Source organism: Methylorubrum thiocyanatum (genome assembly GCA_014138645.1).
Lineage (GTDB): Bacteria > Pseudomonadota > Alphaproteobacteria > Rhizobiales > Beijerinckiaceae > Methylobacterium > Methylobacterium thiocyanatum.
In genome coordinates, this window is the sequence record JACJIB010000006.1 from 211570 (window position 1) to 227406 (window position 15837).

Here is a 15837-nt window from a genome sequence, read left to right on the forward strand (position 1 = left end):
GTCGGGATCGCATCCGCTCGACCCTCTGGACGAACGGCGCGGAACTGGCGAGCCGGGTGGCGGTCGGTTCGTAGGAATGCGCGTCGTGCGCGGACCGGCAAAGGCCGAAAATATTCGTGCCGCGCGATCCCGGGGGAGCGCGAGCGAAGGAAAATTCACCTCTTCGGCCGCGCCCGCCGCGCCATTGTGCAGTGCGGAACCGCGCCCGTCAGCGATCATTGCCCCCAGACGAGGAGGTGATCGATGGCGGAAGCCCACGCATTCTTCGATCGGCTGATCGGCTGGATCGTCCAGTGGCCCTGGTGGGTCGCGAGCCCGATCCTGATCGCCGGCTGCTGCGCGCTGGTGCTGCCCCTGCACGGGGTGGCCTACCGCTTCGCGCAGAGGGCGGTGAGCGGGAAGAGCCTGTTCTGGCGCTCGCTGGTCTCGCGCACCCGGGGGCCCAGCCGGCTCGCCCTGCTCGTCGTGACCCTGGCGCTCGCGGTCTCGACCACGCCCCTGACCTGGGAGATCCGGCTCGTCCTCAATCAGGTGCTCCTCGTCGCCTTCGTGACGCTCGCGGGCTGGACCTGCGCCACGGCGATCCACATCGCCACCGTGATCTACCTGCGCCGGTTCAAGCTCGACGCCGAGGACAACCTGCTCGCCCGCAAGCACTTCACCCAGATGCGGATCCTGGAGCGGGCGGCGCTGACCCTGGTGGCCATCGTCACCATCGCCATCGCGCTGATGACCTTCGAGCCGGTGCGGCAATACGGGGTCAGCCTGCTCGCCTCGGCGGGCGCCGCCGGGCTGATCCTCGGGCTCGCCATGCAGCCGGTGCTTTCCAACCTCGTGGCGGGCATCCAGATCGCCATCACCCAGCCGATCCGGATCGAGGACGCGATCATAGTCGAGAACGAGTGGGGCTGGGTCGAGGAGATCACCGCGACCTACGTGGTCGTGCGGTTGTGGGACTGGCGCCGCCTCGTGCTGCCGCTGACCTACTTCATCCAGAAGCCGTTCCAGAACTGGACCCGGGAGGGCGCCTCTCTGATCGGCTCCGTGTTCCTCTACGTCGATCACCGGGCGCCGATCGAGGCGATGCGCAGCGAACTCCGGCGGATCGCGGCGTCGTCCCGGCTGTGGGACGGCAACGTGTCAACCTGCAGGTGTCGGACGCGCGCGAGGGCGTGATCGAGCTGCGGATGCTGGTGAGCGCCCGCAACGCCCCCCAGACCTGGGACCTGCGCTGCGAGGTGCGCGAGAAGATGATCGGCTTCCTACAGAAGGAGCACCCCTCCGCCCTGCCGCGCCAGCGCGCGGAATGGGTGAACCCCGATCCCGCCTCTCCCGACCGCCAGGCCACCCCCACGGCCGGCAACGAACCCGGCCTCCGCGGCGAGCGCCCGGTCCGGAGCGACCCGCGCGCCGCAGCCGCCTGAGCCGGACACGACGGGGGCCCAACGACAAGGCCCCAACGACAAGGGCCCGGTGCGGATCGATCCGCACCGGGCCCTCGCTTCCGATCCGTGAAAGCGGCGGCCTCAGCAGCTCGCGTGGCCGCACTGGCGCACGTCGCTGATGGTCTTGCGCATCGGCTCGACGCCGACCGCGCCGGGCAGAATCTCGTCGCCGATGACGAAGGCCGGGGTGCCCGACAGGCTGAGCTTGTCGCCGAGCCCGACATTCTCGGTGAGCGCCGCCTTCACCTCCGGCCCCTGCGCGTCCTTCTTCAGGCGCTCCACGTCGGCGCCGAACTCTTTGGCCACGGCGATCGCCCGCTCGCCGTTGATGCGGCCCTTGGTCTCGAGCAGCTTGGCGTGGAAGTCGAACATCTTCTCGGGCTTGATCTGCATCTTGGCCGCCAGCGCGATCCGGCTCGCCTCCAGCGACTCTGCGCCGAGCACCGGGAAATCCTTGAGCACCACCCGCAGCTTCGGATCGGACTTGATCAGGGTCTGCACATCGGTGAAGGCCTTGCGGCAATAGCCGCAATTGTAGTCGAAGAACTCCACCAGGGTGACGTCGCCGTTCGGATTGCCCGCGACGATGCCGTGGGGCGAGTTCGTCAGCGCTTCGCGCGACTCCTTCAGCGCGGCGGCCTGGGCGAGCTTCTGCGTCTCCTGGGCGCGGCGCTCGCCCTCGGCGATCGCCTCCTGGAGCACGTCGGGGTTCTTGACGAGGTAGTCCTTGACGATCCCCTCGATCGCCTTGCGCTGGGCGTCGGTGAAGGGGGCGGCGTCCTCCGCGCGGGCGCCCGCGGCCGCGCCGAGGGCAAGGCCGCCGGCGAGGGCGAGGGCGGAAACGGAGCGGAAGAGCGGCATGGACACCTCAGGAAACGGATCGGGAAGTCGGTCTCGGGGCCGACGGGCGCGGCCGCTTCCGGCAGCGGGCGCGCCTGTATCATGGCACGAACGCGCCGCGTCGCCGATGCGACTCTTTCCAGACGCGCCCGTTGCCGGCAGGCCCTGTTTCGGGGGACGGTGCGGCGTTTTCACGGCGCGCCCGTCTCGACCGGTGACGGTCCGACCGACGCGGAGGGACGGCCGAGGACGATTGAAGATCGAATTACCCGCATGGGCACGAAGACAGTAGAAACGATCCTCTCCGAGTTGTCGTTCGAGCCGTGGCGGCACCTCGCATGAGACAATCCGGCCGTTCTTCCTATTCCGCTGCAGTTAGAGGTTTCATAATTATCATCCGTCAAGATCATCGGGAACGCGGCAGGGTGGATACGCGGACGATGAATGCCGGTGTAATCGTCGTGGTGAGCGATCGGCCAGATCGGAGCCAGCCGCTCGTCGATGCCGTCCGCTCGGTCGCCGAATGCCGGGTGGTGGGCACCGACGAGACTTGGAATCAAACCGGCCCGCTGCGCGGCGTGATCGCCGACATCACCCTCAGCCGCCCGGAAGCCAAGCGCTGCCTGCGTCTCTTGAGCGGCCGTCCGGGGCGGGCGCGCACGCCCCTCATCTGCCTGACGCGCGGCAGCGGCGAATCCACCTTCACCGAGGCGCGCAATCTCGGCGCCACGCTCTGCCTGTCGGCGCTGGCCGAGCCGCGCCTGGTGGTCGGCTCGCTGGTGCGCGAGGTCTGGCCCGACAAGTCGGTGGCCGACCTCGTCGTCACCCGCGAGGCCCAGCGCGCGGGCTCGCTGATGACCAACCTGTTCACCTCCGCCCAGACCGGCGCCATCGACATGCCGAGCGTGGAGCGGGGCGTCGACCCGGTGCTCGGGGCGATCCAGGAGGGGGGCTTGTCGCGCTGGCTCGACGAGGTGTGGGCGCACGACGACGTGACCTTCCAGCACTGCCTGCTGGTCTCCGGCGTCGCCGCTGCCTTCGCCCAGAAGCTGGGCCTTTCCGCCGCGGACAAGCAGCTCATGACCCGCGCCGCCCTGGTCCACGATGTCGGCAAGTCGCGCATCCCCCACGCCGTCCTCAACAAGCCCGGCCGGCTCGACGACGACGAACGGGCGGTGATGCAGACCCACGCGCCGATCGGCCACGAGATCCTCAGCGCCTCCGGCGGCTGCGATCCGGTGACGCTCGCGGTGACGCGCCACCACCACGAGATGCTCGACGGTTCGGGTTACCCGGACGGCCTCAGCGCCGATGAGATCGCCGATCCCGTGCGGCTGCTGACGATCTGCGACATCTACGCCGCGCTGATCGAGCGGCGTCCCTACAAGTCGCCGATGTCGAGCCGCGAGGCGCTCTCCATCCTGTCGGGTATGGAGGGAAAGCTGGAGGGCGGGCTGGTGCAGGCCTTCGGTCGTGCCGTGCAGGACGTCGCCTGACGCGGCCTCCCGGCAACAAGCGCGGGGCTTCCACGGTCGATGGCCGCCTTTTCATCCAGACGTCGCACGCAGGTCATGGAAACCATCAAAGGTTAAGTCCGACCTGCCACGCTTTGGATGAGCCGATGCCGACCCGCTCAACCCTCCGGTGCCGTTTTCTCGCTACCGCAGCACCGGGCCTCGCCCCGACCAAGGCCTCGCTTCTTGCCTCGCTTCTTGCCTCGATCCTCGCCTCGATCCTGACCTGCGCCGCGGGTCTCGCCGCAGCCGAGGAGAGGTCGGACAAGACGACCGAGGCCAAGCCGCCCGTGACCCTCGACGGGAAGGGCATCACGCTCCGCTTCGACGACGGGAGCAAGTTCCGCATCGGCGGCCGGCTCCAGGGCGATTTCGGCACGGGGCGGGTGCAGCAGCGCGGCTTCGGCACGGTCTTCGAGGAGCCGGCGGCGATCAGGCGCGCCTGGATCGAGACCTATTACAGCCTCAAGGGCTTCGAGTTCGCCTTCCAGTACGACGTCAACGAGCCGCGGGTGCCGGTGAGCGACGCCATCGTCGCCTATAAGGGTTTTCGGGACGTCATCATCACCCAGGGCAACTTCAAGGAGCCGTTCAGCCTGGACCAGCTCATCAGCGACAATGTCACCTCGTTCACCGAGCGCTCGCAGGCCGACGCCTTCGTCCCGGCGCGCAACTTCGGCGCCGCCATCGGCACCTATGGTGCGAACTGGACCGCGGTAACGGGCGTGTTCGGCGGCAACATCAACACCGGCCTTCAGAACAACGGCATCGCCTCGACCACCCGCCTGACCGACACGCCGTGGCTCTCCGAGAACAAGAACGACGTGCTGCATTTCGGCCTCGCCGGCAGCTACCGGTCGCTCGACGACGATGCCCGCAGCCTCAGCCTGTCGAGCCGCTCGGAGGCGTTCCTGTTCGCCCGCCCGCTCGTCAACACCCGGACGATCCGCGACGCCACGGCGATCGGCCGGGTCGGCGTCGAGGCCGCGTGGCAGCAGGGCCCGTTCCGGCTCCAGGGCGAGTACATCCTCACCGACATCGAGCGCCGCGACGGGCGCCCGCCGCTGCTGTTCCAGGGCGGCGACATCCAGGCCTCGGTGGTGCTCAACGACAAGGGCCGGCCCTATCGGGTCGCGCCGACCTATGGCAGCGAGTACGGCGTCTTCACCGGCGTCACGGTCGAGGAGCGCCAGCGGGTCAGCCGCGGCGGGACCGGCCTGTTCGAACTCGGGGTCCGCGACAGCGCCATCGACCTCGAATCCCGCGAGGTGCGCGGCGGCGTCGAGCACGACTTTACGGCGGGCGTGAACTGGTACCCTGAGCCCAACATCCGCTTCGTCTTCGACTCCATCCGCTCGCACGCCGAGCCCTCGGCGGAATCGCTGAACTTCGGCCGCCGCACCGTCGACGCCGACGTCTTCATCGGCCGGGCGCAGCTCTACGGGTAGGCGCCTCCCGCGGTTGAGCCGGGCGCCGGCAGGGTCTACCTGCATCCGGGTCCCGCCTCTTCCGTGAGGAATCCCGACCGTGAGCCCCGATCCCGTCCTCTCGCGCCGCGCCCAGGCCGTGGCGCCCTTCCTGGCGATGGACGTGATGGCCGCGGCCGGCGCCCGCGAGCGGCGCGGCGAGGGCGTCGTCCACATGGAGGTCGGCCAGCCCTCGGCGCCCGCGCCCCGCGCGGTGATCGCGGCGGCGCAAGCCGCGCTCGCCGACGGGCGCATCCCCTACACCGAGGCGCTCGGGCTGCCCGCCTTGCGCGCGCGCATCGCCCGGCACTATGCCGAGACCTACGGCGTCGCCGTGTCCCCCGAGCGGGTGGTGGTGACGACGGGCTCTTCCGCCGGCTTCGTGCTCGCCTTCCTCGCCCTGTTCGAAGCCGGCGCCCGGATCGGCGTGCCGCGCCCCGGCTACCCGGCCTATGACGGGATCCTGCGCGCCCTCGACCTGATCCCGCAGCCGCTGACCCTGCGGCGCGAGGACCGCTACGCCCCCACCAGCGCCCTGCTGCGCGAGGTCCACGCCGCGCATCCCCTGTCGGGCCTGCTGGTGATGAGCCCGGCCAACCCGTCCGGCACGGTGATCGAGCCCGCCCGCCTCGGCGAACTCTGCGCCACGGCCCGGTCCCTCGGGCTGCCCTTCATCTCCGACGAGATCTATCACGGCCTCAGCTACGGCGTGCCGACGGCGACCGCCCTGCAATTCGACGCGGGCGCACTGGTCATCAACTCCTTCTCGAAGTTCTACTGCATGACCGGCTGGCGGGTCGGCTGGATGGTGGTGCCGGAGGCGCTGGTCCGCGGGGTCGAGCGGTTGGCACAGAACCTCTACATTTCCGCGCCCTATCTATCGCAGGTGGCGGCGCTCGCCGCCTTCGACACCCTCGACGAGATCGTCGCGATCCGCGAAGGCTATGCGCGCAACCGCGCCCTGCTCCTCGACGCGCTGCCGTCCCTCGGCTTCACCGACATCCATCCGGTCGACGGCGCCTTCTACCTCTACGCCGACATTGCCCGGCACACGGACGACGCCAGCGCCTTCTGCCGGCGGATGCTGGACGAGGCGGGCGTCGCCGCGACGCCCGGCCTCGATTTCGACCCGGAGCAGGGCGGCCACCACATCCGCTTCTCCTTCGCCGGCTCGAACGCGGAATGTGCCGAGGCGGTGACACGGCTGAAGGGGTGGCTGGGCTGAAGCCGACGCCGCCTCAGGCGCTCGGAAGCCCGTCGAGCCGTTCCCGCTCCGCTCTCGGCGCGACGCCCGTCCCGGCGAGCTTCATCAGGGCGAGGAGGGCGACCGGAAGCATGGTGAACAGGGCCAGGATCGCCGCCGTCTCGCGGATATCGGCCGAAGACCAGGCGCGCCCACCCGCATCGACCACCACCGCGTCGGGGTCCAGCAGCGGCGGCAGGTGGCAGAGCGCGGAGGCGGCGTAGAGCAGCACCGGCACCGCCAGGAAGGCCGGGCTCCGCCGGACGCTCCGGCTGCGGCCGCGGTCCCGATAGGCGAACAGGGCGAATCCCTGGAAGAACAGCCACGTCGTCAGGAACCAGCCGAGGAAGTTCGACAGCGGCACCCCGAAATAGCCTCCGCTCTCGAACCAAGCCCAGGCCCGTCCGATCGTGGCGTTGGCGGGGTCCATCACGACGTCCCACTGGGTCAGGGTGAAGGCGGCGACGACCGGCGTGAACACGAGCTCCCGGCGGTTGGCCGGGCCGCCGATATCGGTGCCCAGGAGCAGGCAGGCGATGATCCAGGCGGGATAGCCGAGCCCGAAATAGAGCGGTCCGACGATAATCGGGATCGTGCCCACATGCGGCAGACCGGCGCCGACGCGGAAGGTGTAGGCCCCGAACGGAATTCCCGTGGCGACGCCGAGATTCTCGATCGCGAAGGTCACCGTGAGGCAGATCGCCAGAAAGGCGGCCGCCCTGACCCGACCGAGGGCGAGGATCGCGTGCACGACCAGCACGGCGATGGACAGTGCCGCGGTCGCCTGGGCGAGGGCGGTGGTCCGACCGCCCTGATACAGCACCGCGAGCCAGAGCGCCGTAACCCCCAGCCAGAAGCCCACTCGCCGCACCGACCGCGCTCCGTCCGGAGGTCACCCGGAAGAACACAACCCCAGGACGCAACCACGGTCAACGACTCGCGGCCTGCGGCGAAGGAAGCGGGGCGTGACGATCCCCCGACTTCGGGCGGTCGATCCGGCCGACCGGGCTGGACGGCGCGCCTCATCCGGCCTCGCGTCGCCCCGAAGACCGGGACGACGCGAGGGGTCGGGTCTACTCTCCCGACAGCGCCGCCTTGGTGCGCGACCACCAGCCGGCCCGCTTGGGGCGGTTCGGATCGGGGGGCGTCAGCACCACCGCGACCGGCTCCGGCGCGGGTTCAGGGGCCGCCGCCTCGGACGCGGCCTGCGCGACGGACTCGGCCTGGATCGGCTCGGGCTCCGGCGCGGGCACGACCGGGGGCGGCTCGGCCGCGGCACCGTTGCCGGCGGCGAGCGAGACGGCGGTCACATCGGCATCGCTGACCGGCTCCTCGGGGCCGACCGGCAGCGCGTCGGAGGCGGTCTCCTCGGGATGCGCCGCCTCGGAATGCCCTTCCGCAGCCCGCGCCTCGCCGGCCTCGTCGTCCAGCTCGGAATCCTGACGCTCGCTGCGCTCGTTCCGGCCGCGGCCCCGGCCGCCCCGGCGCCCGCGGCGGCGGCGGCGTCCGTTGCCCTCATCCTCGCCGTTGGCCTCACCAGGGGCCTCGCCGGCCTCGGACACGGTCTCGTCCCGCTCGGCCCCGGCGCCAGCCACCTCGTCGGCGGCCTCGGATTCGGGAGCCTCGTCGCCGTCCTCGGACCCATCCGACTCGGCGTCCGACCCGTTCTCGGACTCGTTCTCAGGCTCTTGCCCGTCCTGCGCGCGGGCCTCCTCACCGGAGGAACGCCCGCCGCGGCGACGGCGACGGCGACGGCGACGCCCGCCGCCCTCCTCGGAGCCCTCCGCACGGCCTTCGACGCCCTCGGCCTCGGCCTCGTCGGCAGACCGCTCGCCCCTCGGCTCGTCCGCCCGGGCCTCTTCGCCGTCCCGCAGCTCGTCCTCGGCCTCGAGCACCTCGTCCTCGAACTCCTCGGCCTCGTAGACCGGGGAGATCGCGACCGCACGCACGCCCGTTGCCGGGCCGACATGCTTCACCGCCGGCTCGCCGCGGTCGAGTTGGAACGCCGCGGTCGCCGCCAGCCGCTCGTCGGCGGAGATGGTGATCGCCACGGAGAAGCGCTGCTCGAGGTCGTAGAGATGCGCCCGCTTCTGGTTGAGGATGTAGAGCGCCACCTCGGTGCGGGTGCGCAGCACGAGGTTGTGGCTCGACGACTTGAGCAGCGCCTCCTCGATCGAGCGCAGGATGTGCAGGGCCACCGAGGAGGTCGCCCGCACGAAGCCCGAGCCGCCGCAATGGGCGCAGGGGATCGAGGACGATTCGAGCACGCCGGTGCGGATGCGCTGGCGGCTCATCTCCAGGAGGCCGAAGGGCGAGATCCGCCCGACCTGGATGCGCGCCCGGTCGTTCTTCAGCGCCTCGTTGAGCCGCTTCTCCACCGCCCGGTTGTTGCGCTTCTCCTCCATGTCAATGAAGTCGATCACGACGAGGCCGGCGAGGTCGCGCAGGCGCACCTGGCGGGCGACCTCTTCCGCCGCCTCGAGGTTGGTCTTGAGCGCGGTGTCCTCGATGTCGTGCTCGCGGGTGGCGCGGCCCGAGTTCACGTCGATCGAGACCAGCGCCTCGGTCGGGTTGATGACGAGGTAGCCGCCGGAGCGCAGCGCCACGTGGGTCGAGAACATCGCGTCGAGCTGCTGCTCGACGCCGTAGCGGGCGAAGATCGGCGTCGGGTCGCGGTAGGGCTTCACCACCTTCGACTGGCCGGGCATCAGCATCCGCATGAAGTCCTTGGCCTCGCGGTAGGCCTCCTCGCCGGAGACCAGAACCTCGTCGAGATCCTTGTTGTAGAGGTCGCGGATCGCCCGCTTGATCAGCGAGCCCTCCTCGTAGACGAGCGCCGGGGCGGTGGAGGACAGCGTCAGCTCGCGCACGCTCTCCCACAGGCGCATCAGGTACTCGAAGTCGCGCTTGATCTCCGGCTTGGTGCGCGAGGCGCCGGCCGTGCGCAGGATGATCCCCATCCCCTCCGGCACGTCGAGGTCGGCCACGACCTCCTTCAGGCGCTTGCGGTCGGCGGCCGAGGTGATCTTGCGGGAGATGCCGCCGCCGCGACCGGTGTTCGGCATCAGAACCGAGTAGCGGCCGGCGAGCGACAGGTAGGTGGTGAGCGCCGCGCCCTTGGTGCCGCGCTCTTCCTTGACGACCTGAACGAGGATGATCTGGCGGCGCTTGATCACCTCCTGGATCTTGTAGTGGCGGCGATAGGCGCGCGGGCGCTCGGGGATCTCGGCAAGCGCGTCGCCCGCGCCGCCGACCTGCGCGACCCGCGCCTCGCCGTCCTCGGATTCCTCGTCCTCTTCCTCGTCGTCCGAATCGTCGTCATCGTCGTCCGACTCGTCCTCGTCCGAATCCTCGTCGTCCTCATCCTCGTCGGACTCGTCGTCCTCGGACGCGTCGTCGGAATCCTCGTCCTCGTCCATCTCCACGGTCTCGGAGACCGGTGCGGAGGCGGCGACGGGCTGCGGCTCGACCGTCTCGGCGTCATCCGCGGACTCCGCGGCCTCGACCGGCGGATTGGGGGCCTCGGAGATCGCGGCGATATCGGACGGCTCGACCGTGGCAGCCGGCGCGGCGGGAGCCTCGCCGGACTCTGCGGCCGGCTCGGCCGGTGCGTCGCCTGCGGGCGCGCCGGGCGCCAGCGCCGCTTCGGGCAGGCTCGCGGAGGCGTCGCCGCCGGTCTCGACCGGCTCGGCGCTGGACTCGGGATTCGATTCGGCGGCGGGCTCGTCGCCCAGGGGCCGCTCTTCGACGAGGGCGGCGCGCACGGCCTCGATCGCCTCCGGCGCGGGCGCGTCGGCGGCTTGGCCCTCGCCGGGGATCGCGTCGTTCTCGGAAACGGTCTCCGCGACCGCCTCCTGCGACTTCACCGTGTCGTCGTGGCGCGAGCCGCGGGCCTCGGCCCGGCGTCCGCGCGAGCGGCGGCCCCGCGGCGGACGGCGCTCCTCGCGCTCGCGGTGCTCCTCCTCCTCGCGCGCCTCGGCCTCGATCAGCGCGAGGCGGTCGGCCATCGGGATCTGGTAGTAGTCGGGGTGGATCTCGTTGAAGGCGAGGAAGCCGTGGCGGTTGCCGCCGTACTCGACGAAGGCCGCCTGGAGCGAGGGCTCCACGCGGGTGACCTTGGCGAGATAGATGTTGCCTCTCAGAGGCCGGCGGTTGGCCGCCTCGAAATCGAATTCCTCGACCCGCGAGCCTTGGACGGTGACGACCCGGGTCTCCTCCGGATGCGTCGCGTCGATGAGCATCTTGTTGTTGGCCATGACGAACTTTCGGTCATGGCGGCCGACGTCGTTCTCCTCACGCGTGCGCCGCGTTGTCCCGGCGGAGCCTCACCCGGCCCCGAGGCCGAAGGGGAGAGGATGCGCGCCGGCCTCGTTGCCGAGGCCGCGGGTGGTGCGGGGAGGGGATTGCCGTCAACCGCCTTCGGGCGCCGGGCATCGGCGCGCTGGGGGTTGAACAGGGCCGGGGCGACGGAAGGGGCGAGGCGACGCGAAAACCGCGCGCCTTCGGCACGAGCAGCGGCAACCGATGCTGTGCGTCCTCCCATCCTGATCCGGCCTCGCGAAGATGGTGGGCCGGCAAGCGGCCCGTACAGATTTCATGGGCGCGGCCGTCCCCAAAGATCGGGAAACCGCGAATGCCGTGACACCCGCCCGGATGCCGGGAGGCGCCGACTGACGCTGCCAATTCGAGCGAGGTGGGCGCCGACATGCCCCGGGCGCGCCCGGGGGCCGCCGAAGCGCCAACCCGGGAATGGGGTCGATATCATTACAGAGTGTCGCGGGAGAATTGCAAGGGTTCCGTATGACGGCACTCGTCACTTCGTCGCCGCAGCCGGATCCGGCACGCCGCGCCCGCAGCCCTTGAACCGGAAGCCGCGCCACCGGCTTGAAGCAGGCGAGGATTGCCGCGAGAGCCCGGCGGGCAGGGGAGGACTTCGCCGTGTCGTTTCCCGAAACATCGCTCGCGTCGGTGGCGAAAGACGGACGCGAGGCCCGCTACCGGGGCGACCCGGCCAGCGCCAATCCCTATCCCGAAGGCACCGAGGATCACGCCGTCTGGCAGCGGGCCTGGGAGACGCCCGACGGCGAGGCGGCGGAACGGGAGGCGCCCGACGGCCGCGCCTGACCCGCCGGCCAAGGACGTCCGATCCTAGCCCCGATCCTGAGGTGCCGCGCCCGCCCGTCGGCCGGAGTGAGGATTCGAACGCGTTGCAGCCGCAAGTGGTGTCACCCTTGCACAACAGCGGCAGCGGGACGATCCGGCGTCGGGTGAGGAACGGTTAACCATCTCGGCCGTATCCCGTATCGGAGGCTCCCCGGAACCTTGGCCGCCCGATGCCGCACAGCACCCGCCTGCCCCGCACCGGACTTCTTCGCACCGTCGCCGCCCTTGCGCTCGCGGCCGGCACCCTCCTGGCCGCCGGCCCGGCGCCGGCTCAGGACGGCCCTGCCGGCTCGCAGACCGGCAGCGCGGCGGTGGCGATCGCCGCCGAGACCGTCTCCCGCGACGGCACGACCCGGCTCACCCTCACCCTGTCGAGGGCGATCGAGGCCCGCGCCTTCGTGATGGAGCGGCCCGACCGGGCGGTGATCGACCTGCCCGAGGTCAACTTCCAGCTCGATCAGGAGACGGGCAAGATGAGCGGGCGCAAGCGGGACGGCGCCATCGCCTCGTTCCGCTACGGCCTGTTCGCCCCGGGCCGCTCGCGCATCGTGGTCGATCTGACCGGCCCCGCCGTGGTCGAGGCCATCGAGACGACCACGACCCGCGAGGGCGCGGTGCTCGTCTCCATCCCCTTCCGCAAGGTCGACCGCGACACCTTCCGCAAGGCGGCGGTGGCGGGCGATCCGAGCCCCGCCGCCAAGGCGGCGCCCAAGGCCGCGTCGATGAATGAGGCCGCCGACACGCGCCCGCTCATCGTCATCGATGCCGGCCACGGCGGCACCGATCCGGGCGCGATCGCCGCCACGGGGGTGTTCGAGAAGGACATCGTGTTCGGCTTCGCCCAGTCCTTCGCCGAGCGCCTGGAGCAGTCCGGCCGCTACCGCCTCCTGATGACCCGCGACCGCGACGTGTTCGTGCCGCTGGCCGAGCGGGTGCGCATCGCCCGCGAGGCCAAGGCCGACCTGTTCGTCTCGATCCACGCCGATTCGATCTCGGCCGCGCCGCAGGTGAAGGGCGCCACGATCTATACCGGCTCGGAGAAGGCGACCGACAGCGAATCCGCGAGGCTCGCCGAGCGCGAGAACCGGGCGGATGCCGCCGCCGGCACCGAATCCGGCGAGGGGCCGGCGGATGTCGCCGACATCCTCCAGGAACTGACGCTGCGCGAGACCCGCGGCTTCTCGGCGGGCTTCGCCGGCCGGCTGATGGGCCAGCTCTCGCCGGTGATGGAGATGAGCACCAAGCCCCACCGCGAGGCCGGCTTCAAGGTGCTGCGCTCCCCCGACGTGCCCTCGGTGCTGATCGAACTCGGCTACCTGTCGAGCAAGAGCGATCTGGAGAAGCTGCAATCGGAGGAGTGGCGCGCCCGGGTGACGGGATCGATGGCCAAGGCCGTGGACCTGTTCTTCTCCGGCCGGGCCACCCTCTCGCGGCCCGCCCTCGTCGCGCCGAAGCGTTCGGCGGCCATCGCCCCAGTTTCACCATAGAGCCGGTGTCGATACGGGGCTCGACGAGCCCCCCGTCCGCTTGCAAGTCGCCCTTGTAGGAAGCGCGGCCGCGCGGGGCCTTACCAGAGCCCGCGGCAGGCCCTCGCGCCCGGCCTTCATCGGCGCGCAGCGGACGAGCGACGGAACGGACCCCGGATGCGTTTCATCCTGCGATTCTTCGCCTTCCTGTTCTCGGCCGGCGCCGTGGTGTTCTGCATCGCCGCGGCGGTGGGCGCGTTCTTCTACTGGAAGTACAGCCAGGACCTGCCGGACCACGCCGCGCTCGCGAACTATGAGCCGCCGGTGATGACCCGCGTCCACGCGGCCGACGGCTCGCTTCTGGCCGAGTACGCCCACGAGCGCCGCCTCTACCTGCCGATCCAGGCGATGCCGAAGGTCGTGGTCGCCGCCTTCCTCTCGGCGGAGGACAAGAACTTCTACAAGCACGGCGGCATCGACCCCGAGGGCATCGTCCGCGCGATCCTCACCAACGCCCAGTCCGGCAAGAAGCAGGGCGCCTCGACCATCACCCAGCAGGTGGCCAAGAACTTCCTGCTCTCGGCCGAGCAGACCTACGACCGCAAGATCAAGGAAGCGCTGATCGCCCTGCGGATCGAATCGACCTACTCGAAGGACAAGATCCTCGAACTCTACCTCAACGAGATTTTTCTCGGGACGATCGTTCCGGGCCGCAACCTGCACGGGGTGGCGGCGGCGGCGCTGGATTACTTCGGCAAGTCCGTCCACGAGCTGACGATCAACGAGGCGGCCTACCTCGCCGCCCTGCCGAAGGGTCCGAACAACTACCATCCCTACCGGCGCACGCAGCAGGCCCTGGCGCGGCGCAACGAGATCATCGGCCTGATGGCCCAGAACGGCTACATCACCGCCGACGAGGCCACCGAAGCCAAGAAGCAGCCGCTCGGCGTCAACCCGCGGGTCGCCTTCCCCAACGCGGCCAATGCCAACTACTTCACCGAAGAGGTCCGCCGCGAGATCTCCGAGCGCTACGGCCAGTCCAAGCTCTACGAGGGCGGCCTGTCGGTGCGTGCCACCCTCGACCCGAAGATGCAGGCGCTGGCGCGCAAGGCGCTCATCGACGGCCTCGTGCGCTACGATCAGGCCCGCGGCTGGCGCGGCGCCGAGCACAAGGTCGACCTGACCGGCCGTGACTGGGGCCAGGCGGTGGCCGAGATGCCGGCGCTGGGCGACATCGCCCCCTGGCGGCTCGCCGTGGTCCTGAACACCAATGGCGGCGTGGCGCAGATCGGCCTGCAGCCCAAGCGCGAGCCCGGCGGCACCCTGTCGAAGGAGCGCGAGACCGGCGCGATCACCGCGGAAGGCGTGAAGTGGACCGGCCGCCCCGTCGCCACCGCGCTGAAGGCCGGCGACGTCGTCTATGTCGAGGCGATCGATGCGGGGAAGGGCACCTACCGCCTGCGCCAGAAGCCCGAGGTGTCGGGCGCCATCGTCGCGATGGACCCCTATACCGGGCGCGTCCACGCCATGGTCGGCGGCTTCTCCTACGAGGAATCCGAGTTCAACCGCGCGACGCAGGCGATGCGCCAGCCCGGCTCGTCGTTCAAGCCGATCGTCTACTCGGCGGCGCTCGACAACGGCTACACCCCGTCCTCGGTGGTGCTGGACGCGCCCATCACCATCGAGGCCGGCCCCGGCCAGGAAGCGTGGTCGCCCTCGAACTACGACGGCAAGTCCGGCGGCCCGCACACGCTCCGCTACGGTATCGAGCACTCGAAGAACCTGATGACGGTGCGGCTCGCCAAGGATATCGGCATGCCGCTCATCGCCGAATATGCCCGCCGCTTCGGCGTCTACGACGACCTGCTCCCGGTCCTGCCGATGTCGCTGGGCGCGGGCGAGACGACGGTGATGCGCATGGTCACCGCCTACTCGATGCTGGCCAATGGCGGGCGGCGCATCCGCCCGACCCTGATCGACCGCATCCAGGACCGCACCGGCGAGACGATCTACCGCCACGACAACCGCAAATGCGTCGGCTGCGACGCGGAGAAGTGGTCGGGCCAGGACGAGCCGAAGCTCGTGGACGAGTCCGAGCAGGTGCTCGACCCGCTCACCGCCTACCAGATGGTCTCGATCATGGAGGGCGTGGTCCAGCGCGGCACCGCGACGATCCTCAAGCAGATCGGCAAACCGCTCGCGGGCAAGACCGGCACGACCAACGACGCCAAGGATGCGTGGTTCGTGGGCTTCTCCCCCGATCTCGCGGTCGGCGTCTATCTCGGCTTCGACAAGCCGCGCTCGCTGGGCGACCGCGCCACCGGCGGCGGGCTCGCCGCGCCCATCGCCCTCGACTTCCTGAAGGTCGCGCTCAAGGACAAGCCGCCGACGCCGTTCCGGGTGCCGCCGGGGATCAAGCTGATCCGCGTCAACGCGTCGTCGGGCACCCGCGCCGGCTCGGGCGAGGGCGGCGGCACGATCCTCGAAGCGTTCAAGCCCGGCACCGCCCCGCCGGACGCCTACGTCGCCCCCGCTGCCCCGGCCGCGGTGCCGCCGGATGCGGGCGCCGCCGCCCAGGCCGGCGGGGTGTACTGAAGACCCGACCCTCCGCATCGACCCAGAGCCGCCCCCGCCGGGGCGGCTCTTTTCGTTTCGGCCCGCTCAGAACCGGATCGTATTCAACGAAAACGATCTTCGCCC

The 15837-nt window shown here is 70.6% G+C and carries 9 protein-coding genes and 1 pseudogene; 7 read left to right on the top strand and 3 right to left on the bottom strand.

What is annotated here, in order from left to right:
- The first annotated feature begins 243 nt into the window (after window positions 1-243).
- Window positions 244-1424 (top strand): annotated as a pseudogene (locus tag HNR51_RS17700) (mechanosensitive ion channel family protein).
- Between the two features lie 102 nt (window positions 1425-1526).
- On the opposite strand, the gene HNR51_RS17705 reads toward HNR51_RS17700, so the two are convergent.
- Window positions 1527-2306 carry a DsbA family protein gene (locus HNR51_RS17705; protein WP_012455771.1) on the bottom strand — a complete coding sequence of 260 codons (780 nt, stop codon included), beginning with the start codon at window positions 2304-2306 and terminating at the stop codon, window positions 1527-1529.
- A 419-nt stretch (window positions 2307-2725) separates the two neighbouring features.
- Between HNR51_RS17705 and HNR51_RS17710 the strand changes: the two genes are divergently transcribed.
- The 3 genes from HNR51_RS17710 to HNR51_RS17720 all read left to right on the top strand — a co-directional run bounded on the left by HNR51_RS17710 (window position 2726) and on the right by HNR51_RS17720 (window position 6490).
- Entirely contained in the window at window positions 2726-3781 is a 1056-nt protein-coding gene (locus HNR51_RS17710; RefSeq protein WP_182555804.1) for an HD-GYP domain-containing protein, read from the top strand.
- A 125-nt stretch (window positions 3782-3906) separates the two neighbouring features.
- Window positions 3907-5247: an OprO/OprP family phosphate-selective porin gene (locus HNR51_RS17715; RefSeq protein ID WP_182555805.1), complete on the top strand. Its 1341-nt coding sequence runs from the start codon at window positions 3907-3909 to the stop codon at window positions 5245-5247.
- Between the two features lie 79 nt (window positions 5248-5326).
- Window positions 5327-6490 (top strand): pyridoxal phosphate-dependent aminotransferase, encoded by a 1164-nt coding sequence (locus HNR51_RS17720; RefSeq protein WP_182555806.1) that lies wholly within the window; start codon window positions 5327-5329, stop codon window positions 6488-6490.
- A gap of 13 nt (window positions 6491-6503) precedes the next feature.
- Here HNR51_RS17720 and HNR51_RS17725 read toward each other — a convergent pair whose 3' ends face one another.
- Together HNR51_RS17725 and HNR51_RS17730 are read right to left on the bottom strand one after the other, a co-directional pair.
- On the bottom strand, window positions 6504-7379 hold the full coding sequence (locus HNR51_RS17725) for a carotenoid biosynthesis protein (RefSeq protein ID WP_182555807.1): 876 nt from the start codon (window positions 7377-7379) through the stop codon (window positions 6504-6506).
- Window positions 7380-7581: 202 nt separating this feature from the next.
- Window positions 7582-10764 carry an Rne/Rng family ribonuclease gene (locus tag HNR51_RS17730; protein ID WP_182555808.1) on the bottom strand — a complete coding sequence of 1061 codons (3183 nt, stop codon included), beginning with the start codon at window positions 10762-10764 and terminating at the stop codon, window positions 7582-7584.
- Between the two features lie 682 nt (window positions 10765-11446).
- On the opposite strand from HNR51_RS17730, the gene HNR51_RS17735 reads away from it, so the two are divergent.
- The 3 genes from HNR51_RS17735 to HNR51_RS17745 all read left to right on the top strand — a co-directional run bounded on the left by HNR51_RS17735 (window position 11447) and on the right by HNR51_RS17745 (window position 15732).
- Complete coding sequence (locus HNR51_RS17735) at window positions 11447-11632, top strand: hypothetical protein (RefSeq protein WP_012455777.1); 186 nt, start codon at window positions 11447-11449, stop codon at window positions 11630-11632.
- 209 nt (window positions 11633-11841) lie between these two features.
- Complete coding sequence (locus HNR51_RS17740) at window positions 11842-13158, top strand: N-acetylmuramoyl-L-alanine amidase (RefSeq protein ID WP_182555809.1); 1317 nt, start codon at window positions 11842-11844, stop codon at window positions 13156-13158.
- Window positions 13159-13314: 156 nt separating this feature from the next.
- A complete protein-coding gene (locus HNR51_RS17745; protein WP_012455779.1) occupies window positions 13315-15732 on the top strand; it encodes a penicillin-binding protein 1A in 2418 nt (805 codons plus the stop codon).
- The last annotated feature ends 105 nt before the right edge of the window (window positions 15733-15837 follow it).